At 71.7% G+C, this 20,164-nt stretch carries 16 protein-coding genes and 1 pseudogene; 12 read left to right on the plus strand and 5 right to left on the minus strand.

What is annotated here, in order from left to right:
- Positions 1-274: 274 nt before the first annotated feature.
- The gene (locus tag ACWCYO_RS03345; RefSeq protein ID WP_449783186.1) at positions 275-1,039 is read right to left on the minus strand and encodes a DUF1707 domain-containing protein; all 765 of its coding nucleotides are present in this window, start codon (positions 1,037-1,039) and stop codon (positions 275-277) included.
- A gap of 132 nt (positions 1,040-1,171) precedes the next feature.
- On the opposite strand from ACWCYO_RS03345, the pseudogene ACWCYO_RS03350 reads away from it, so the two are divergent.
- The 3 genes and pseudogenes from ACWCYO_RS03350 (at position 1,172) to ACWCYO_RS03360 (ending at position 4,644) form a co-directional block, all read left to right on the plus strand.
- Positions 1,172-2,385, plus strand: a pseudogene (locus ACWCYO_RS03350) (RNA-guided endonuclease InsQ/TnpB family protein).
- Positions 2,386-2,557: 172 nt separating this feature from the next.
- Complete coding sequence (locus ACWCYO_RS03355; RefSeq protein ID WP_270144475.1) at positions 2,558-4,225, plus strand: fumarate hydratase; 1,668 nt, start codon at positions 2,558-2,560, stop codon at positions 4,223-4,225.
- A gap of 110 nt (positions 4,226-4,335) precedes the next feature.
- A complete protein-coding gene (locus tag ACWCYO_RS03360) occupies positions 4,336-4,644 on the plus strand; it encodes a type II toxin-antitoxin system prevent-host-death family antitoxin (RefSeq protein WP_449783187.1) in 309 nt (102 codons plus the stop codon).
- A 15-nt stretch (positions 4,645-4,659) separates the two neighbouring features.
- Here ACWCYO_RS03360 and ACWCYO_RS03365 read toward each other — a convergent pair whose 3' ends face one another.
- Positions 4,660-5,418: a GntR family transcriptional regulator gene (locus ACWCYO_RS03365; RefSeq protein WP_270144479.1), complete on the minus strand. Its 759-nt coding sequence runs from the start codon at positions 5,416-5,418 to the stop codon at positions 4,660-4,662.
- Positions 5,419-5,555: 137 nt separating this feature from the next.
- On the opposite strand from ACWCYO_RS03365, the gene ACWCYO_RS03370 reads away from it, so the two are divergent.
- On the plus strand, positions 5,556-5,774 hold the full coding sequence (locus ACWCYO_RS03370; protein ID WP_270144481.1) for a hypothetical protein: 219 nt from the start codon (positions 5,556-5,558) through the stop codon (positions 5,772-5,774).
- Positions 5,775-6,008: 234 nt separating this feature from the next.
- On the opposite strand, the gene ACWCYO_RS03375 is transcribed toward ACWCYO_RS03370, so the two are convergent.
- Entirely contained in the window at positions 6,009-6,293 is a 285-nt protein-coding gene (locus ACWCYO_RS03375; protein ID WP_449783188.1) for a hypothetical protein, read from the minus strand.
- Between the two features lie 214 nt (positions 6,294-6,507).
- Between ACWCYO_RS03375 and ACWCYO_RS03380 the strand changes: the two genes are divergently transcribed.
- The 3 genes from ACWCYO_RS03380 (at position 6,508) to ACWCYO_RS03390 (ending at position 12,674) form a co-directional block, all read left to right on the plus strand.
- Positions 6,508-9,471 carry a BTAD domain-containing putative transcriptional regulator gene (locus ACWCYO_RS03380; protein ID WP_449783189.1) on the plus strand — a complete coding sequence of 988 codons (2,964 nt, stop codon included), beginning with the start codon at positions 6,508-6,510 and terminating at the stop codon, positions 9,469-9,471.
- A 481-nt stretch (positions 9,472-9,952) separates the two neighbouring features.
- Positions 9,953-10,717 (plus strand): methyltransferase domain-containing protein, encoded by a 765-nt coding sequence (locus ACWCYO_RS03385; protein ID WP_449783190.1) that lies wholly within the window; start codon positions 9,953-9,955, stop codon positions 10,715-10,717.
- A gap of 232 nt (positions 10,718-10,949) precedes the next feature.
- On the plus strand, positions 10,950-12,674 hold the full coding sequence (locus tag ACWCYO_RS03390) for an ATP-binding SpoIIE family protein phosphatase (RefSeq protein ID WP_405000812.1): 1,725 nt from the start codon (positions 10,950-10,952) through the stop codon (positions 12,672-12,674).
- Between the two features lie 46 nt (positions 12,675-12,720).
- On the opposite strand, the gene ACWCYO_RS03395 is transcribed toward ACWCYO_RS03390, so the two are convergent.
- Positions 12,721-14,910, minus strand: coding sequence for an MMPL family transporter (locus ACWCYO_RS03395; protein ID WP_270144490.1), 2,190 nt, complete (start codon positions 14,908-14,910; stop codon positions 12,721-12,723).
- 183 nt (positions 14,911-15,093) lie between these two features.
- Between ACWCYO_RS03395 and ACWCYO_RS03400 the strand changes: the two genes are divergently transcribed.
- Positions 15,094-15,717 (plus strand): TetR/AcrR family transcriptional regulator, encoded by a 624-nt coding sequence (locus ACWCYO_RS03400; protein ID WP_449783191.1) that lies wholly within the window; start codon positions 15,094-15,096, stop codon positions 15,715-15,717.
- A gap of 47 nt (positions 15,718-15,764) precedes the next feature.
- On the opposite strand, the gene ACWCYO_RS03405 is transcribed toward ACWCYO_RS03400, so the two are convergent.
- Entirely contained in the window at positions 15,765-16,718 is a 954-nt protein-coding gene (locus tag ACWCYO_RS03405) for a LysR substrate-binding domain-containing protein (RefSeq protein WP_449783192.1), read from the minus strand.
- Positions 16,719-16,910: 192 nt separating this feature from the next.
- Here ACWCYO_RS03405 and ACWCYO_RS03410 point away from each other — a divergent pair, with 192 nt between their 5' ends.
- The 4 genes from ACWCYO_RS03410 to ACWCYO_RS03425 all read left to right on the plus strand — a co-directional run bounded on the left by ACWCYO_RS03410 (position 16,911) and on the right by ACWCYO_RS03425 (position 20,143).
- On the plus strand, positions 16,911-17,462 hold the full coding sequence (locus ACWCYO_RS03410; RefSeq protein ID WP_270144493.1) for a peroxiredoxin: 552 nt from the start codon (positions 16,911-16,913) through the stop codon (positions 17,460-17,462).
- Positions 17,463-17,465: 3 nt separating this feature from the next.
- Positions 17,466-18,008 (plus strand): alkyl hydroperoxide reductase, encoded by a 543-nt coding sequence (locus ACWCYO_RS03415; protein WP_270144495.1) that lies wholly within the window; start codon positions 17,466-17,468, stop codon positions 18,006-18,008.
- Between the two features lie 135 nt (positions 18,009-18,143).
- Positions 18,144-18,524 carry a hypothetical protein gene (locus tag ACWCYO_RS03420; protein ID WP_449783193.1) on the plus strand — a complete coding sequence of 127 codons (381 nt, stop codon included), beginning with the start codon at positions 18,144-18,146 and terminating at the stop codon, positions 18,522-18,524.
- A gap of 11 nt (positions 18,525-18,535) precedes the next feature.
- Positions 18,536-20,143: an alpha/beta hydrolase gene (locus tag ACWCYO_RS03425; protein WP_449783194.1), complete on the plus strand. Its 1,608-nt coding sequence runs from the start codon at positions 18,536-18,538 to the stop codon at positions 20,141-20,143.
- Positions 20,144-20,164: the final 21 nt, after the last annotated feature.

Here is a 20,164-nt window from a genome sequence, read left to right on the forward strand (position 1 = left end):
GGATGCAGCACGGCCGTACTCCTGACGAGGCTCTCGGACACGGGGAACCCCGCTCCCCCGCCCGGCTGCGAGCCCCCGCTGTCCAACGCCCGGGACGGCCACTGGGCCGCCTCCGGTGCACAGCCGCACGAGAAGCGATGTGCGGAAGGAACTACCCCGTCCGGCCGCGATTCATGCACACTGCACGCAATCGACTACGGAGTGCACCGGGCACAACACCGAGTGCCCGGCCGGGAGTTGATCCCGGGCCGGGCACTCGGCAGGTCAATTCGGGCTATTCCGTACCGAGTTGCTTGCGCACCCACTCCTTGAGCTTCTTGCCCCGGCGCGGCTTGGCGTTGCAACCACCGAACAGGGCAACGCCCTTGACCCGCACGACCGGAGCGTACGGGTCGGCCGCGGTCTGCTCGCGGACGTCGAACCCGCCGAAGACGCCGACCCCGGAGCCGAGCAGGCTCACGTTCTCCGGCACCCGGATCTCCACCCCGCCGAAGATCGCGGTCACCGTGATCTCCACCTCGGGGGACTCGAAGACGGCGTCGGTGAGGTCGATCTCCACCCCGCCGAACGCGGTGAAGGCCGTCAGGTGCGAGCCGACCCGCCAGCGGCCCTTGCGGGCCGCGCCGCCGAAGACCGCCACCACCGACGGGGCCTCCTGCCGCGCCGGCGGCAGCGGCCGGGCCGGTGCGGGGGCGGGCTCATGGGCGCCCAGCGGCGACTTGTCGAAGGAGACCGACCGGTGCGCGGGCAGGTCCCGGGTCAGCGGGACGAGGTCACCGAAGGTCTTGGCGGCGTACGCGGCCTCGATCCGCTCCGCGTGCTCCTCCGCGTCCAGGCGACCCTCGGCGTAGGCGTCCCGCAGCAGTTCCGCGATCCGCTCGCGGTCGGCGTCCGAGACCCGCATCTCCGCCTCCGCCACCGGGGCGTGCGAGGGCTGCGGCTTGGTCTCGGGCTGGGGCTTGAGTTCGGGCTTCGTCAGGGGCACGGGAGCCGGCACCGGCGGCTGCCCCAGGTCGTCCTGCGACGGCGAGTTGTCCACGAGCCAAGCCTAGTCGCTCGCACTGTCGCCCAAGTGAGCCAGGTCACCTGACAACCGGAGGAAGTGTCAGTCGCGTGTGCAAGCCTTAGGGAAGCCTGAGAGCAAAGCGGATCACGGTGTTTCGAGGACATGATGGAAGCGCGGCAGGAAACCGTGGAGGATGCCGGGCATGCCCGGTACGCCTACCGCCTGCGCGTGTCCGCCACCGCCCGTGCCGCGCTCGAAGCGGAGTGGGGCAGGTGCCGGTGGGTGTGGAACGAGTGCGTGGCCAAGTCCCGGCAGCGGCACATCGCCAACCGCACCCGGCTCGATGGTGCGCTGAAGGTGACCTGCGGACCGGCGGAGCTGGACAAGATGCTGACCGAGGCCCGCGCCGCCATGGGGTGGATGCGCGAGGGCGCTTCGGTACCGCAGCAGCAGATCATCCGGGATTTCGCGAAGTCCCGCGCGAAGGCGCAGAAGGACATCAAGGACCGGCTGCCGGTGCACCGCCGGGCGGGGATGCCGAAGCCGAAGAAGAAGCGTGAAGCCCTGCCGAGCTTGAACTACACCCGGCGCGGTTTCCGCCTCCAGGACGGCCGTCCGCACCTCGCGGGCGGGATCGTCCTGACGGTGGTGTGGTCGCGGGATCTGCCCGCCCAGCCGTCCTCGGTTCGCGTGTACCAGGACACCTTGGGCACTGGTACGCCTCGTTCGTCGTCCCCGCGACCGCCGAACCGCTGCCCAGGACAGGAGCGGTGATCGGCATCGACTGGGGCGTCAAGGAGATCGCCACCACCACATCCGACGCGCACGATCTCCCACACGCCGAGCACGGCAAGAAGGCCGCGCAGCGGCTCGCGAAGCACCAGCGGCAGATGAAGCGCCGCGAACGGCCGAAGGGAGAGGCCCAGTCAAAGGGCTATCGCAAGGCGCGACGGCAGGCCGCGAAGCTGCACAAGAAGGTCGCCCGGCAGCGCCAGGACACCGCCCGCAAGTGGGCCAAGACCGTTGTCCGGGACCACGACCACATCGCAGTGGAGGACTTCCGACCGAAGTTCCTCGCCACGACCTCCATGGCCAAAAAGGCCGCTGACGCCGCCATCGGCGCTACCAAGACGGCCTTGATCGAGATGGGCCGCAAGCACGGCAGGGCCGTGCACCTGATCCACCCCGCGCACACAACGATGGACTGCGCGCACTGCGGAGCGAGAGCCAAGCACGCACTGCCGCTGGGAATGCGCACCTACACCTGTACCGCGTGCGGCGCCTCGTCTCCGAGAGACAAGAACTCCGCCCACGTGATGCTCCACCGGGCAGGTCTGAACCCGGCTGGGGTTGAGCGCGCAGGACGTGGCCGCCCGTAGGGCGACCACGCAGCACGAGCCAGAAATCCCCCAGGCGAAGGCGGGCCCCGCCTTCGCCTGGGGGAGCACTCGAGCAAGGCTGACCTGTCCGCATGCCCACCACGACCGGGTCTTACCCTGGATGGTGCTTCGCCGACGCAGCCGGACCAACTGGACACTAAGGACCGCCCCGATGGCTCCCACGCCAGACTTCGAGTACAGCGACCTGCTCCCCCTGGGCGCTGACCCGACCCCGTACCGCAAGCTCACCGCCGAGGGTGTCTCCACCTTCGAGGCCGGCGGCCGCACCTTCCTCCAGGTCGAGCCCGAGGCGCTGCGCCTGCTCACGGCCGAGGCGATGCACGACATCTCGCACTACCTGCGCCCGGCGCACCTCGCCCAGCTGCGCCGCATCCTGGACGACCCGGAGGCCAGCCCCAACGACCGCTTCGTCGCGCTCGACCTGCTGAAGAACGTCAACATCTCGGCCGGCGGCATCCTCCCGATGTGCCAGGACACCGGCACCGCGATCGTCATGGGCAAGCGCGGCCAGAACGTGCTGACCTCCGGCGCGGACGAGTCCGCCATCGCGCGCGGCGTGTACGACGCGTACACCAAGCTCAACCTGCGCTACTCCCAGATGGCCCCGGTGACCATGTGGGACGAGAAGAACACCGGCAACAACCTGCCGGCCCAGATCGAGCTGTACGCCACCGACGGCGACGCGTACAAGTTCCTGTTCATGGCCAAGGGCGGCGGCTCCGCCAACAAGTCGTACCTGTACCAGGAGACCAAGGCCATCCTGAACGAGGCGAGCATGCTCTCGTTCCTCGAGCAGAAGATCCGCTCGCTCGGCACCGCCGCCTGCCCGCCGTACCACCTGGCCATCGTGATCGGCGGCACCAGCGCCGAGTTCGCGCTCAAGACCGCCAAGTACGCCTCGGCGCACTACCTGGACAACCTGCCGACCTCCGGCAACGCCAAGACCGGCCACGGCTTCCGGGACCTCGAGCTGGAGGCCAAGGTCACCGAGCTGACCCAGAAGATCGGCATCGGCGCCCAGTTCGGCGGCAAGTACTTCTGCCACGACGTGCGCGTGGTCCGGCTGCCGCGCCACGGCGCCTCGCTGCCGGTCGCGATGGCCGTCTCCTGCTCCGCCGACCGCCAGGCGCTGGGCAAGATCACCGCCGAGGGCGTCTTCCTGGAGCAGCTGGAGACCGACCCGGCGAAGTACCTGCCGGACACCACCGACGAACACCTCGACGACGACGTGGTGCGCGTCGACCTCAACCAGCCGATGACCGCGATCCGCGCCGAGCTGTCCAAGTACCCGGTCAAGACCCGGCTCTCGCTCACCGGCACGCTGGTCGTCGCCCGCGACATCGCCCACGCCAAGATCAAGGAGCGCCTGGACGCCGGCGAGGGCATGCCCAAGTACCTCCAGGACCACCCGGTCTACTACGCCGGCCCGGCCAAGACCCCCGAGGGCTACGCCTCCGGCTCCTTCGGCCCCACCACGGCCGGCCGGATGGACTCCTACGTCGACCAGTTCCAGGCCGCCGGCGGCTCCATGGTCATGCTCGCCAAGGGCAACCGCAGCAAGCAGGTCACCGACGCGTGCGCCGCGCACGGCGGCTTCTACCTCGGCTCCATCGGCGGCCCGGCCGCCCGCCTCGCCCAGGACTGCATCAAGAAGGTCGAGGTGCTGGAGTACGCCGAACTCGGCATGGAGGCCGTCTGGCGCATCGAGGTCGAGGACTTCCCGGCCTTCATCGTCGTCGACGACAAGGGCAACGACTTCTTCCGCGAGACCACCGAGGGCCCGCTGATCACCAACCTGCGGATCCGCTCCAAGGAGTAGCCGCCGCCCGGCGGAACGCTCCCGCACGCCCCCGGACCGCCCCGGCCGCCCCTCGCGGCCGGGGCGGTTCCATGTGCAGGCGAGCTGCGAACGTGAATACCGTGCCCTCCATGGAGACGGCGAAGGACATGGCGGACGACGCTGTTGTCCGCCGGAAGCGGCTGGAGGCCCTGGAGAAGCTGTCCCGGCGGGCCGCCGCAGGTCAGTTCGAGCCGACCATCCGGGTCCACGAGGCCTGCAAGCGGGCGTTGCGCGAAGCGGCTTCGGGCCTCGCCTCCTGGCAGGAGGCCGACTACCTGCTGCGCTCGCCCGCCAACGCCGAACGGCTCACGGCTGCCGTCGCCCGCGACGGAGCCGACCGCCCCGGGGTGGCGAGGGCCGTCGAAGAGCCGGAAGCACTGGCGGATCCGAGCCACTGACGACCTCGGCCCGCCTCATGCGTCGAAGTCGTACTCCAGGACGTAGGAGGCGGCGTCGAGGATCATCTCGTTGAGTTCGACGACCTGCCCCTCGTCGGCGAAGGCGGTGCGGCAGATCAGGATGACCGGGGTGCCGGCGGAGAGTTCGAGGCGGGCGGCCTCCTCGGCGGCGGGCATCCGGGAGCGGACCTCCTCGCGGAAGTGCACGGGCTTGGCGCCGAGCTCGGCCAACCGGGCGTAGGTGCCGCCGGGACCGGTGTCCTCGCGGGTGATCGCGGTGCCGGCGACCAGGACGGCCGGCAGGTAGGAAATGGAGAGCAGCACCGGCTTGCCGTCCAGGACGAAGCGGCGGTGCCGCACGCACATCGGGACGCCCGGCTCCACCCCGAGCACCCGGGCCACGTGTTCGGGCGCGCCCTGCTCGGTGACCGACACCTGGTCGACCACCAGGCTGCGGTTGTCGATGTCCGCGGACCATATCGACCGACCGGAACCCCACTGCCCCTGCGCCAGCCGCTGGATGCCGCGTCGACGCAGCGGCCGGAAGTCCCGGACGAACACCCCCGCGCCCTTGCGGGCCTCCGCGATGCCCTCGCTCTGCAGCACGCCCAGCGCCTGGCGGGCGGTCATCCGGGCCACGCCGTACTCGTCCATCAGGTCGTTCTCGCCGGGCAGCCGGTCGCCCGCGCGGTAGCGGCCGGCGTCGACGGCCGCCTTCAGGGAGTCGGCGATCCGCTGGTACTTGGGCCGTTTGTCGCCACTGCTGCCGGTCATCGCCGCTCCCTCTCCCTCGGACAAATCGTAGGCGCGCCCGCGGTCGGTAGTAAGGAGATACGACCGTTGACATCTCTAGAGATATTAGCTTCTCTAGAGATGTCTGCCAGTCGCCGACGGAGCGAAGGAGCAGTGCGGTGACCATCCGACAGCGCAACGCCCCGGCCTACCGGCCGCACGTGGGTGAACTCGTCCTCGACCGGAGAACCGGACGCACCGGCATCTACATGGACACCATCGGCGGCGAGCACTACCTGCGCCCCGAGCACGGCGGCCGCGAATGGACGGCCGAACCGAACCACGTCTCACCGGCCACCGAGCCCCGCGATTCGGCTGAATGCGATCAGCCCCGGTAATTGCGGCGAACCCACGCAAACCATGGCATTCGGGGCGCCGGTAATCCCCGGTGAATCCGGAATTCCGGAACGCCCCCGGGGGTTCCGCCGGGCACGTTACGGGTGAACCCGGTCACCACGCGTGCGCCGAGGGCCGGAATCGGCCACCGATGGACCCGCACACGAATTGGCGCGCACATCACGACAGTGCCCCCGCGCCCGGACGGGGGCGCGGGGGCACTCGGCGAAGGCTGCTTACGGGTGGCCGCCGATGACGTTCAGCGGCTCGAGCGGGCCATCCGTCTCGCCCTTGCCCGGCGCGGCGGGCTCGTTTATGTACTCGCCCTCGTCACCGAACGGGCCGTTTTCGAACGCGGTCTTGTCGGCATCGGTCGGCGCGGTGTACCCGGCCGGGCCCGAGGACGCGGCCACCGCGCCCTCGACAGCCTTGCCCGCCTCCACAGCGGCGGCCGGGGCACTGGTCTGCGTCGCGTTCTGCGGCGTCGACGGCACCGGGGTCTCGCTCTGGTCATTGGCCATTGGGCGGCCGCCTTTCGGTCATCAAATGTGTCCAGCCCGACCTCCGTGGCGCGGGCGCGGGGACAGTATCGTAAGGTTGATTAAATGTCCGATAAACATCGTGCGGCTTGCGGTGCCGTCCGGCGGAGTCGGGCCTCCGCCTAAGCTGAAGCACCGTGGCGGACCGCCGAGCGCCGTTTCACGGAATCGACACCACAGGCCATCGGGGGACTTCATGGAGTTTCGGGAGACGCCGCAGGCCCCTGCGCTGCGCTTCCAAGTCCTCGGCCCGGTCCAGGCCTGGCTCGACGGGAAACCCCTCTCCCTCGGCTCCCCCCAGCAACAGGCCGTTCTGACCACTCTTCTGCTGCATTCCGGACGGCCGGTCACGACCCAGGACCTGGTCGACGCGCTCTGGGGCGAGCGGCCTCCGACCCAGGCCGTGGCCGCCCTCCGCACGTACGTCTCCCGCCTGCGCGCGGTCATCGAGCCCCAGCGGGAGGTGCGTCGCCCCGCCGAACTACTGGTCTCGGTCGCCGACGGCTACGCCCTGCGCATTCCGGGCGAGGCCCTCGACCTCTCGGTCTTCGAGCGGCTCTCCGCCGAGGCCGCGACGGCCCGCGCCTCGGGTGACAAGCGCGAGGCACACCGACTGCTGGCACAGGCACTGGACCTGTTCAGCGGCCGTCCGCTCACCGGTATCCCCGGCCCCTACGCCGACGCCCAGAGGCTGCGGCTGGCGGAGCGCCAGGTCGCCGCCGCTGAGGAGTTGTGCGCCGCCGCCCTCGACATCGGCCTGCATGCCGAGATCGTCCTCGAGCTCAACAACCTGACGGCCGAGCACCCGCTGCGCGAGCGCCTGCGCGAACTGCTGATGCTGGCGCTGTACCGCTGCGGGCGCCAGGCCGAGGCGCTCGGCGTCTACACCGACACCCGCAAGCTCCTGATCGAGGAACTCGGGGTCGAGCCGGGCACCGGCCTGTCCGCGATGCACAACCGCATCCTCGCGGCCGATCCGACGCTCACCCTCCCGACGGTCCCCGCCCTCGCCGCCCGCGAGGACGGCCCGAGCCCACGCCCTGCTCCGGCGCAGCTCCCCGCCGACGTCTCGGACTTCAGCGGCCGGTCGAAGTTGGTGGGCGACCTCTCGACGGTACTGATGAACGCCACCGGCCAGGCCGTGGTGGTGACCTCCCTGGCTGGCATCGGCGGGGTCGGCAAGACCACCCTCGCCGTCCACGTCGCCCACCGCGTCCGTGCCGAGTTCCCGGACGGTCAGCTCTACGTCGACCTGCGCGGAGCGGGCGCCTCGCCCGCGGATCCGGTGGTCGTCCTGGGCGACTTCCTGCACGCGCTCGGTGTCACCGAGAGCCCCGACTCGCTCGAACAGCGCGCCGCGCTCTACCGCTCGCTGCTCGCCAGCCGACGGATGCTGATCCTGCTCGACAACGCACGGGACGCCGACCAGATCCGGCCGCTCATTCCCGGCGTCTCCGGCTGCGCCGTGCTCGCTACCAGCCGATCCCGGCTGGCCGGCATCCCGGGCGCCCAACTGTTCGACGTCGAGGAGCTGACGCCGGACGAGGCACTCTCGCTATTCTCGGCCATCGTCGGTGAACACCGCGTCGCAGCCGAGCTGGAGGCGGCCATGAAGGTGGTCACCGCCTGCGGGTTCCTCCCGCTGGCTGTCCGCATCGCCGCAGCCCGACTGGCCAGCCGCCCGCGCTGGAGCGTTTCCGACCTGGCCAGTCGGTTAGCGGACCAGCGGCGGCGCCTGGACGAACTCCAACTCGGCAACCTCGCCGTGGAGACCACCATCGGGCTCGGCTACGGACAGCTGTCCGTGGACGAGGCCCGCGCCTTTCGGCTGCTCGCCCTGATCGACTCACCCGACATCCCGCTGGCGGCCGCCGCGGCGCTGCTCGGCGTGGACGAGTACACGGCCGAGGACCTCGCCGAGACGCTGGTCGAGGCGAATATGTTGGAGTGCTTCGCCCCTGGCCGCTACCGCTACCACGACCTGCTCCGGCTCTACGCGCAGCGGAAGAACGAGCGGATCGGGGACACCGGGGAACAGGAGCGGGCTGTACTGCGGTTGCTCGACCTCTTGATCCCGACCGTCCGCAACGCGGCCCGAACCATCGAGCCGGAGGATGCGGAGCCGGAGCTGCTGACCACGCCCTCCTCACCGGGAATCGGGCTGCCGACCAGCGGATCCGCTCAGGACTGGCTCCGGACCGAGGGAGCCCTGCTGCTCAGCGCCACAGCTGCGGCGGCGAACGGCCCCCGCGCCTCGCAGCACGCGGCGATCGACCTGTTGATCATGCTGTATAACCTGGGACCGGACCCCACCCACGGCCACCAGGTGCGGCAGATCCTGGAAACCGTCGGCCGCGAGGCGGAGCACCGGGGAGACAGCGCTGTGCTCGCTCGGGTGCACTTCGCCCTCGGTAACCTGCAGTCCGTTACCAGCGACTTCCAGGGATCAGAGCTGTCCTTCCGCAAGAGCCTGGACCACCAGACAGCGGACGACCCAACCGTCCTACTCCTGGCTACGGCCAACATGCTGGGCGTGATTCTGAGCGTGGGCAACCGTCCGGCTGAGGCCCTGCCGTTCCTCGAACAGGCCCTCACCATCAACCGGCAGGTAGGTACAGCCATCGGTGAGGCCAGGCTGATCAGCAACATCGCCCGGGTGCAGCACCGGCTCGGCATGACCGAAACGGCGGTCAAGTCCGCCGGTGAGGGCGTCGCGGCAGCACGGGAGTCCAACAACGGCCCGCTGCTCGCCCAGACCCTCTACCAACTGGGCGTGGTGCTCCCCGGCGCCGAGGCCGTCCCGCACCTGCGCGAGGCCCACCAGCTCTACCAGTCCCAGCGCAACCCGCTCTGGGAGGGCTACACCCTGGCCCGTCTCGCCTCCGCCCTGCTCGTCGCCGAGCAGCCGGCCGAGGCCGCCGAGGCCGCCGGCGAGTCACTCGCGATCGCCCAGGAGCTGGACTCCGCCTACTGCCAGGGCCTCGCCAATGCCGCCCTGGGCGAGGCACTGCTCGCCCTCGCCCAGCCGGCGCGTGGCCTCGCCTGTCTCCAGGAGGCGCACGCGATCTTCACGCGGCTCGGTGTGCCGGAGGCCTCCCCCGTGGCGGACCTCATCTCCCGACAGCACACCGAGCCCTTCTCTTCTCCCCCCGCGCCTTGAGGCCTCCGCCCCCCGACGGAGCACCTCCCCCGATCAGCGCGTCGGCGCCCCCGCAGCCCCCCGGCTGCGGGAGCGCCCTCAACGCTTCCCCGGCGCTGGATCCAACTGTGCACCCCGCCGATTGACGTTCGATAAACGTCCGATTGTCAGCCTGCGGACCGGTGAAACCGCAGGTCAGCGCCGCCACCCCGGCGCGGAATCCGGCGTGCGGCGCCCCGCGCACCACCCCGCCCGCACCGGAGTGCTTCCGCGGGCCGGGCCACATCGGCCCGAGCACGACGAGTTGGCCGGAAACGGACCCCATGGCGCAGTGATCACGCATATTCTCAGATGCCAGTACGCACACGAGTGTCTGCCGACAACGTGTCGGGGTGCAGGCCGTCTGTGTGATGCGGGGAGCGTGACGTACCGCCACCGGCAGCGGCCCAGGAGGCTGCGGAGGAGCCCACCGGAGGCCACGGGTGGAAGGGTGCCCCTCAACGTGACGACCGGACAGATATCCGACGCGTTCCCCGTCGGCGAGGACGCCGGCGACGACGGCCCCGACGTGCGACGACGCCGGGCGGCACGGGCCCTGCAGGCGGTCGCCTTCGACACCATCGGCGCCGGGTACGGCGAGGCGTTCCCCGCCAAGGACGGGCAGCTGGAGTGCCGGCGGCGGCTGCTCGACGCGCTCGAACCAGGCGCCCGGGTGCTGGACGTGGGCTGCGGCACCGGCGAGCCGACCGTGCGCCAGCTGACCGCCGGCGGGCTGCGGGTGACCGGGATCGACCTCTCGGACGCGATGGTCACGCTGGCCCGTCAGGCGCGAACCGAAGGCCCCTGTCCGGCCGAGTTCCACCGGATGGACCTGTACGATCTGGCCACCGAGCGCGCCGACCGGGTCTGGGGCGCGCCCGCGCTGGGCCCGGCGGGCCGGGGCTCCTTCGCCGCCGTCACCGCGTTCTTCTCGCTGATCCTGCTGCCGCAGGACGAGATCCCGACCGTACTGAAGCGCCTGCGCGAACTCCTGCGGCCGGGTGGACTGCTGGCGCTCGGTATGGTCGAGGCGGACTTGGATCACGTTCCGCTTCCGTTCCTTGGCAGAGAGCTGCGGATCAGTGGGTATCTGAGGGAGGATCTGGAACGGGTTCTGGTCGCCGCCGGTTTCGCCGTCGAGGAGTGCTCGGGGCATCCGTACGCGCCGGCCAGTACCACGCTGCCGCCGGAGGAACAGCTGTTCCTGTGCTGTCGACGCGTCGGCTGACCGACCACAGGACCAGAAGCACTCCACCGACCAGACCACACCGAATCCAGGACAGGCAGCCGTGCGCGACCAGCTCAAGACCGAGGCGGAGCCGCCGTCCGCCGTCCCGGGCCAGCGCCGCCGGCTCCCGGCCCGGCCACCGGTCCCGGCGAAGCCGCCGGCGGCCCGGCTGGAGCGCGCCGGGGCGACGGAAAGGGCGGCGGAAGGGACGACGAACGGGGCGGCGGAGAAGATGGCGTACCGCCTCGCCTACCTCGACGCCGCGACCCGGCGGATCAACAGCGCCCTCGACCTGGCCGCGACCCTGCGCAACATCGGCCGGGTGCTGGTCCCGACCCTCGCCGACGCCGCCGTCGTCCACCTGCGCGACCCGCTGCCCAACGTCGAGCGCGAGCCCGGCTTCCCGGAGGAGCTGCGGATCCACCACAGCACCGGCACCCGGATCGGCCGCCGCGGTCGCAAGAGCGGCGCGGACGACCGGCACCGCTCCCGGTACGGCTCCCGCTCGACCGCCGACACCGGCCCGGCCACCCCGGTCACCCGCGGCGGCGCGCTGGCGCACATCCTGCTGAGCCGCCGCCCCGCCGAGTCGGCCGTCCTCGGCACGCCCGCCGCCGAGCGCACCGAGGCGCTACTGCGCGAGCTGTACGGCACCCGCGGGCTGGCCCGGCTGGCCCCCGGCACCTCGGTCGTCGCCCTGCCGCTGCGCGGCCGCAAGGCCGTCCTCGGCCTGCTGGTGCTGATCCGCCGGCCTCCTGAACGCACCGGCCGCCCGGCCTTCGACGCGGCCGACACCGCGACCGCCGCGCACCTGGCGACCCAGGCCGGGCTGGCCGTGGACACCGCGCTGCGGTACGCCCGCGAGTGGGAGATAGCCAACGAACTCCAGCGCAGCATGCTGCCGTTGCGCCTGCCGCAGTCGCACGGCGTCCGGCTCGCCCAGCGCTACCTGCCCGGCGAGCGCGGCGCGCAGGTCGGCGGGGACTGGTACGACGCGGTGCCGCTGCCCGGCAACCGGGTCGCCCTGATCGTCGGCGACGTGATGGGCCACTCGCTCACCTCGGCCGCCATCATGGGCCAACTGCGCACCAGCGCCCAGACCTTGGCCGCGCTCGACCTGCCGCCGCACGAGGTGCTCTACCACCTGGACGAGCAGGCCCAGCGGCTCGGCCGCGAACAGCACCTGGCCACCTGCGTGTACGCGGTGTACGACCCGATCGCCAACCGGGTGGTGCTGGCCAACGCCGGCCACGTCCCGCCGGTGCTGGTCCGCCCGGACGGCACGGCCGAGTTGGTGGAGCTGGACTCCGGGGCGCCGATCGGGGTCGGCGGGGTGGACTTCAACTCCGTCGAACTGCCCGCGCCGCCCGGCTCGGCGCTGCTGCTGTTCACCGACGGCCTGGTGGAGACCCGCAGCCGTCCGCTCAGCGACGGGCTGGAGGTGCTCCGCGCGAAGATCGCGGCCGCTCGCTGGCAGTCCCCCGAGCAGTTGTGCCAGGAGGCGCTGCGGATCCTGCCGCCCGGCGACCGCGGCGACGACATCGCCCTGCTGGGCGCCTGCTTCGACGGGATCCCGGCCGGGGACGTCGCCCACTGGTACCTCCAGCCGCGCAACGAGACGCCGGGCCGGGCCCGCCGGCTGGCCGCGCACACGCTGCGCCGCTGGGGGCTGGACGAGCTGAGCGAGGCGACCGAACTGATGGTCAGCGAGCTGGTGACCAACGCCGTCCAGCACGCGACCCGACCGGTCACCCTCAGCCTGGTGCGCACCACCCGGCTGCGCTGCGAGGTCGGCGACGACAGCCCGCTGCTGCCGCGCCCGCGCCGTACCGGTCCGGAGGACGAACGCGGGCGCGGGCTGCAGATAGTGGCCCGGTGCGCGGACCGCTGGGGCGCCACCCGGCTGGGCACCGGCAAGGTGGTCTGGTTCGAGCAGCGGCTGCCCGTAGGGACCTGAAAGCGCCCGGCGGGACCACGTCCCACCGGGCGCGTCGAACCGGGCCTCAGACCCCGGCGGGCTGCTTCGCCTCCCCGCGCCGCTCCGCCAGCCGGGCGATCAGCTGCTCGCCCTCCATGTCGACCTTCGGCACCAGCTTCTCCAGCGGCTTCGGGAACCACCAGGCAGCCTTGCCGAACAGTGCCATCGCGGCCGGCACCAGCGCCATCCGCACCACGAAGGCGTCCACCAGCACGCCCACCGCGAGGGCGAAGCCGATCGGCTGGACGATCGGGTCGTGGCCGAGGACGAAGGCGCCGAACACCGAGATCATGATCAGCGCGGCCGCCGTCACCACCCGGGCGCCGCCCTTCACCCCGCCGACGACCGCCTCGCGCGGCGCCTCGCCGTGGACGTACCGCTCCTTCATCCCGGAGACCAGGAACAGCTCGTAGTCCATCGCCAGCCCGAACAGCACCCCGATCAGCAGGATCGGCACGAAGCTGACCACCGGCCCGACCTTGGGCACGTCGATCAGGCCGTCCAGCCAGCCCCACTGGTAGACCGCGACCACCGCGCCGAGCGAGGCCAGGATGCTGAGCAGGAAGCCCAGCACCGCCTTGAGCGGCACCAGCACCGAGCGGAAGGCCAGCGCGAGCAGCACCAGCGCGATGCCGACGATCACCGCGACGAACGGCGGCAGGGCCTGGCCGAGCTTGGTGGAGACGTCGATGTTGGCGGCGGTGGTGCCGGTGACGGCGATGCTCGCGCCGGTCGCGGACTCGAGCCCGGCGCGCTGGTCGCGGATCTCGTTGACCAGCGCCCTGGTGTGCGCGTCGTCCGGGCCGGTCTTCGGGATGACCGGCACCAGGGCGGTGCCGGCGGCCCGGTCGACCTTCGGCGGCAGCAGGGTCTGGACGCCCGTCAGCCCCTGCAGCCTGGCCGCCACGCCCTGCACCGCCTGCTCCGGCCGCGGGGTGCCGTGGGCGTCCACGACCACCACCAGCGGCGCGTTGAAACCCGGGCCGAAACCGTCGCTGACCAGGTCGTACGCCTTCCGGCCGTCGGTCCCGACGGCCTGTGAGCCGCCGCCCGGCAGGCCGAGGTTCAGGCTCGCGGCGGGCACCGCCATGGCGCCGAGCCCGGCCAGGCCGACCAGCAGGACGGGCAGCGGACGGCGGACCACGAACCGGGCCCAGCGCTCGCCCATGGTGACCTTGCCGTGGGTGGTCAGCGCCCGCTTCCAGATCGGCAGCCGGTCGATCGCCCGGCCGGTGAAGCCGAGCACCGCGGGCAGCAGCGTGATCGCGACCAGCACGGCGACCACGACGGCGCCGGAGGCGGCCAGGCCCATCACGGTGAGGAACGGGACGCCGGCGACGGCGAGCCCGGCGAGCGCCACCACCACGGTCAGGCCGGCGAAGACGACGGCGCTGCCGGCGGTCGCGGTGGCCCGGGCGGCGGACTCCTCCGGCTCCAGGCCCTCGTCCAGGTGGCGGCGGTAGCGGAACAGGATGAACAGCGCGTAGTCGATGCCGACCGCGAGGCCGACCATCAGCGCCAGCACCGGCGCGGTGGTGATGATCTCGAAGGAGCCGGTCAGCGCCAGCAGTCCGGCCATGGCCACGGCGACGCCGACCAGGGCGGTGAGCAGCGGCAGCCCGGCGGCCACCAGGGTGCCGAGGGTGATCACCAGTACCACCCCGGCCACCACCAGGCCGATCGCCTCGGAACCGCCCTCGATCTGCGCGAACCGGTTGTACGCGTCGCCGCCGAAGGCCACCTCCAGTCCGGCCGCGCGGGCCGGTTCGGCGGCGGCCCTGACCGCGTCGCGCTGCTGGTCGGTGACGTCGGCGAGCTTGTGGTCGAAGGAGACCAGCGCGATCGCGACCTTCCCGTCCGGGGAGACCGCGCCGGTGGCGTACGGGTCGGGCGCCGCGGCCACGCCGGGGAGGTGGGCGATCCGGCCGACGGCCTCGCCGACCGCCCTGGTCGCCTCGGGCGAGGCGATGCCGCCGGGCGCCTGGGCGGCGAAGACCACCTGCGCGGAGCCGTGGCCCTGCTCCGGGAAGGTGCCCTTGATCCGGTCCAGGGTGGCCTGCGCCTCGGTGCCCGGGACCTTGAACTCGTCGCTGGTCTTGCCCGCGAAGGCGCCCGCGGCCCCGCCGATCGCGATCAACAGCGCGATCCAGACGGCCAGCACGGCGCGCCTTCTCCGGAAGCAGTGGCGGCCCAGTCGGTACAGGTACGTGGCCAAGGTCTGACCCCTCGCGGTGCGGTCGGCGGACAGGCGGGTGCCTGAGCGAACCCGTCCAACGGTAGACCCAACTTTGTCAGGTGACAAAGTTCAATGACAAAGTTCAGCGACAAAGTTTAGCGACAAAGTTGCGCGACAAGATCGATCGACCCAGTTGGGCGACCATGGCGCTACCCTGGCGGGATGGCTCATGTCCCCGCCTCCGAACGCCGACCGCAGCTGGTCCGGGCCGCGATCGACCTGATGACCCGGGAAGGGGTCTCCGCCGCCAGCACCCGCGCGATCGCGGCCGAGCTGGGCGTGGCACAGGCGACGGTGCACTACACCTTCGGCACCAAGAAGGACCTCTACCGGGCCGTCGTCGAGGAGGTCGCCGCCCAGTTCATCGGCCAGGTGCGCGCCGCCTCGCCGGGCGACGGCCCGTTCGGCGAACAGGTCCGCGCCCTGGTGCTCGCGCTCTGGGACGCCGCCACCGGCGAGGACGGGCGCTGCGTGCTGCTGAGCGAGTTCGCGACGCTGGCGATGCGCGACCCGGACGTGCGGGAGATCATGCTCGGGCTGCAGCACGCGATCGAAGGCACCGCCGCCGAGATGATCAGCGCCCTCGCGGCCGCCCACGGACTGACCCTGGCCGCGCCCGCCGACCGGATCGCCGTCCACTTCCTCAGCGGCTTCGACGGACTGACGGCCCGCCACCTCATCCGGCGCCACCCGGGCGAGCGGCCCGACCCGGAGACCGTGGAGGCCCTGGACGTGCTGGTGGCGACCACGGTCGGGCTCTGCCTCGGCGAGGCGGCGGGCCGGTAAGGCCCTCGCCTGCCGGCCCCTGGGACCGGCAGGCCCCCTAGCTCCCCCTAGCTCTCGACGATCCGCACCGGCAGTTCGACCAGCACCTCGCGCAGCGCCGCGGCGAAGCGCTCGTACTCGGCGCTGCGGGCCGAGCCCGGGCGGGTGGCCAGCCCGATCCGGCGGCCGGGCGCCGGGGCGGCGAAGCGCACCGCGGCCAGCCGGTCGGTGCGCCCGGCCTCGACGTCCAGCGCGGTGGCGGGCAGCAGGGTCACCCCGAGGCCGCCCGCGACGAGCTGGACCAGCGTGGACAGGCCCGCCGCCCGGGTGGTGGAGCCCGCCGGGTCGGCGCCGACCTCGCGGCAGATGTCGAGGGCCTGGTCGCGCAGGCAGTGACCCTCCTCCAGCAGCAGCACGTCCAGGTCGAGCAGCGCGTCGCGCGGGACGTCGATCCGCCCGGCGAGCGGGTGCCCGGGCGGGGTGACCAGGACGAAGTCCTCGTCGAACAGCGGGATGTCCCGGGTCGGCGAGGCCCCGCCGGCCGGGAGCGCGAGCAGCAGGACGTCCAGGCGCCCGGCGGCCAGGCCCTCCAGCAGCGAGGGGGTGCGCTCCTCGTGGACGTGCAGCTCCAGCTCGGGGAAGCGGTCGCGGACCAGCCGCAGCACGGTGGGCAGCAGGTACGGCGCGACGGTCGGGATCACTCCGAGGTGCAGCGGCCCGGTGAACGGGCGACGGGCGGCCTCGACCTCCTCGGTGAGGGCCTGCAGGGAGGCGAGCACCCGGCGCGCGTGTTCGTGCACCCGCTCCCCCAGCGGAGTGACGATCACCCTGCGCGTCGTACGCTCGACCAACTGCGCGCCCAGCGACTCCTCCAGCGCCGCGACCGCCCCGGACAGCGCCGGCTGGCTGGTCCCGGTCGCGGCGGCGGCCTCCCGGAAGTGCCGGTGCTCGGCCACCGCGACGAAGGCCCTGAGCTGGGCGACCGTCGGGGTGCGCGGGCTTCGGACTGTGGCGCTCCCCACAGTCGGCTCGGGTTTGGCGGCGGCGGCCCTGCGGACGCCGGGCCTGGGCACGGACGATTCAGTACTGATAGCAATCTCCGATCAAACACATCCAGTGTAGCTATTTCCCTGATCAGTCCACGATGTGGAATCGTGGATTCGTGTCCGGAATCCGGACAAATCCCCTCAGTCTCATGTTCTGGAGAAGCGAACGTGCTCACGATCGGCGACAAGTTCCCCGAGTTCGACCTGAAGGCCTGCGTCGACCTGGACGCCGCGAGCGCCTTCGCCGACATCAACCACAAGACCTACGAGGGCAAGTGGAAGATCGTCTTCTTCTGGCCGATGGACTTCACCTTCGTCTGCCCGACCGAGATCGCCGCGTTCGGCAAGCTGAACGACGAGTTCGCCGACCGTGACGCCCAGATCCTCGGCGTCTCCGGCGACTCCGAGTTCGTCCACCACGCCTGGCGCAAGGACCACAAGGACCTGCGCGACCTGCCCTTCCCGATGCTGGCCGACATCAAGCACGACCTGATGCGCGCCTGCGGCGTCGAGGGCGAGGACGGCACCGCCCAGCGCGCCGTGTTCATCGTCGACCCGAACAACGAGATCCAGTTCGTCATGGTCACCGCCGGCTCCGTCGGCCGTAACCCCAAGGAGGTCCTGCGGGTGCTGGACGCCCTGCAGACCGACGAGCTGTGCCCGTGCAACTGGAACAAGGGCGAGGACACCCTCGACGCCCAGGCCCTGCTGGCGGGCTGACCCATGGCTCTCGACGACCTGAAGGCCGCCCTCCCGGACTACGCCAAGGACCTCAAGCTCAACCTGGGCTCGGTCATCGGCAACTCCGACCTCCCCGCCCAGCAGCTCTGGGGCACCGTGCTGTCCTGCGCGATGGCCACCCGCAGCCCCGGCCTGCTGCGCGAGCTGGAGCCCGAGGCCAAGGCCAACCTCTCCCCGGAGGCGTACACCGCGGCCAAGGGCGCGGCCGCGATCATGGGGATGAACAATGTCTACTACCGGACGCTGCACCTGCTCTCCGACAAGGAGTACAGCACGATGCGGGCCGGTCTGCGGATGAACATCATCGGCACCCCGGGCGTCGAGAAGGTCGACTTCGAGCTCTGGTGCTTCGCGGTCTCGGCCATCAACGGCTGCGGCCAGTGCCTCGACTCGCACGAGGCCGTCCTGCGCAAGGCCGGCGTCGAGCGCGAGGTCATCCAGGCCTCGATGAAGATCGCCGCCGTGCTGCAGGCCGTGGCCGGTGTCCTCGACTCCGAGGCCGCCCTCGCCGCCGTCAACGCCTGACGCACCCCGTAATCCCTGACGGGCCCCTCCGCTTGCCGGAGGGGCCCGTCGGCGTTTCCGCGCCCCGCGGCCTTGCTCGACTCCGCTACAGTGCAGGGCGATCCGTGCACGACATTCGGTCCGAGGGGAACCGCGGTGTCCGACCACCCTGAGAACGGCGGGGGCTTTGGTGCCAACCCGGACGAACTCCGGCAGACCGGGGGCACCGCCGTCGAAACGGCCGGCCGGATCCCCGGCGAACTCAACGCACTGCTCGACGTCTCGAACCAGTCCGCCGCCGGACTGGCCGGGCTCCGGTGCGGCATCGCACTCGGCACCTGCACCAACGTCTGGAACGCCCTGCTGACGGACCTGCACACCACGCTGGGCCGGCAGGGCCGAGGCCTGATCGACGCGGGCCTCGGCTACGGGAGCACCGACCGGCGGATCAACGCGGCGTTCGGCCCGGACACCCGGACCGTTCCAGCGGGCCCGACCGCACAGCAGGCGCAGAACTTCGTCCTGCACTTCGGTTGAGGGGCGACCGCTTGGACCTCGCCACACTGCGCGACACCGACCTCGGCCACCTGTACGCCGCTGCAGACGCCTACGACAAGCTGCACGGCTCCTTCGGACAGCACGTGGACGAGTGGCGCGACGGCGTCGACAGCCGCATCGCGGCAGCCGGCTGGTCCGGGCCCTGCGCCGACGCGGCCCGCCCGGCACTGCGCCGCAGCACCAGCGAGCTGAAGGCCGCCCACAGCGAGCTCGGGCAGATCGGCAGGAGCATCCGCGCCGGGGCCGACGCGCTGGCCCTCGCCCAGTCCGCACTGCGCACGGCACTGACCGACGCGCGGACGGCCGGTATGTCCGTCGACGCCCGCGGCGCCGTCTCCTGGCCTCCCGGCAGCTACGCCGACCAGCACGACCCCGAACACCGGAAGAGCTGCGAGCGCACCGCCGAAGCGCTCGCCACCCGCATCTCGACCGCACTGACCGAGGCCGGAACCGTCGATCAGGCCCTCGCCGCCCGGCTCCAGCACTACGTCGAGCGCGCCCAGGACGGCACGGGCCTCGACTCCGTCTGCGCCGTCAGTGACCAGCTCGACCTCACCCTCGCCCCGGACGACCTGCTGCTCGGCAGCGTCCCGAAGGACGATGCCCCGCCCACCGAGGTCAACGCCTGGTGGAACGCCCTGCCCACCGACAGGCAGCAGTGGCTCATCCACGAGCATCCGGACCTGGTCGGCAACCGCGACGGCGTCCCCGCCGTCGCCAGGGACCAGGCCAACCGGATCCTCCTGCCGAAACTCATCGCCAGGTACGAGAAGGGCGGGCCGTCGTCCGACCCGCACCATGACCTGAAGCTGAACGGGTACCGCAGGATCGCCGAGCGGCTGCGCCGGACCGACGGAACGGAACCGCCGGTCCTCCTGCTCGGCATCGGTGGAGAAGGACAGGGGCGCGGCATCATCTCCTTCGGGAACCCCGACACCGCCCAGGACGTCACCTCCCTGGTCGGCGGCCTGGACACCACGCTGCAACGGATCGGCGGCGGTGACGCGGACCGGGCGAAGGCCGTGTACGACGCGGCCCAGCGCGCCGACCCGACCCGCAGCACCGCATCCATCGCCTGGCTGGGGTACGACGCGCCGCTCAGCTTCCGGCAAGCCGGCGACCTGAGCCGCGCCCAGGGCGGCGTCGACGCCTATCGCAGGTTCCTCGAGGGACAACGCGTCACGCACCAGGGCGCACCGGCCCACGTCACGGCCGAGGGCCACAGCTTCGGTTCACTCCTGGTCGGCCTCGCCGCGAGGAAACCGACCGGACTCGCGGCCGACGACGTCATCCTGGTTGGCAGCCCCGGTACCGGCGCTCGGCACGCCTCGGAGTTCTCGGTGGGAGCCGATCACACCTACGTCGGCGCCGCCTCCTGGGACCACATCTCCCACCTCGGCTGGTACACCCGGGACCCGGCCGGCTCCGGCTTCGGCGCCCACCGCTTCGCCGTGGACGGCGGGTCCCCCGACTTCACCGCGCACTCGTCCTACTGGGACGACGGCCCCCACGACGACCACACCTCGGTCGACAACATCGGACGGATCGTCAGCGGACACGGCGGCCGGATCACGACGGCTGCCGGACGTCATGACTGACGGTCGCGGCGGGCCTCACCG

This window comes from Kitasatospora sp. NPDC001683, from assembly GCF_053596495.1.

What these genes read in the sequence shown, in the direction of transcription:
- ACWCYO_RS03390 (WP_405000812.1), top strand. Translation starts at nt 10,950, where the DNA reads ATGGCGTACCGCCTCGCCTACCTCGACGCCGCGACCCGGCGGATCAAC.
- ACWCYO_RS03380 (WP_449783189.1), top strand. Translation starts at nt 6,508, where the DNA reads ATGGAGTTTCGGGAGACGCCGCAGGCCCCTGCGCTGCGCTTCCAAGTC.
- ACWCYO_RS03400 (WP_449783191.1), top strand. Translation starts at nt 15,094, where the DNA reads ATGGCTCATGTCCCCGCCTCCGAACGCCGACCGCAGCTGGTCCGGGCC.
- ACWCYO_RS03365 (WP_270144479.1), bottom strand. Translation starts at nt 5,418, where the DNA reads ATGACCGGCAGCAGTGGCGACAAACGGCCCAAGTACCAGCGGATCGCC.
- ACWCYO_RS03360 (WP_449783187.1), top strand. Translation starts at nt 4,336, where the DNA reads ATGGAGACGGCGAAGGACATGGCGGACGACGCTGTTGTCCGCCGGAAG.
- ACWCYO_RS03415 (WP_270144495.1), top strand. Translation starts at nt 17,466, where the DNA reads ATGGCTCTCGACGACCTGAAGGCCGCCCTCCCGGACTACGCCAAGGAC.
- ACWCYO_RS03375 (WP_449783188.1), bottom strand. Translation starts at nt 6,293, where the DNA reads ATGGCCAATGACCAGAGCGAGACCCCGGTGCCGTCGACGCCGCAGAAC.
- ACWCYO_RS03355 (WP_270144475.1), top strand. Translation starts at nt 2,558, where the DNA reads ATGGCTCCCACGCCAGACTTCGAGTACAGCGACCTGCTCCCCCTGGGC.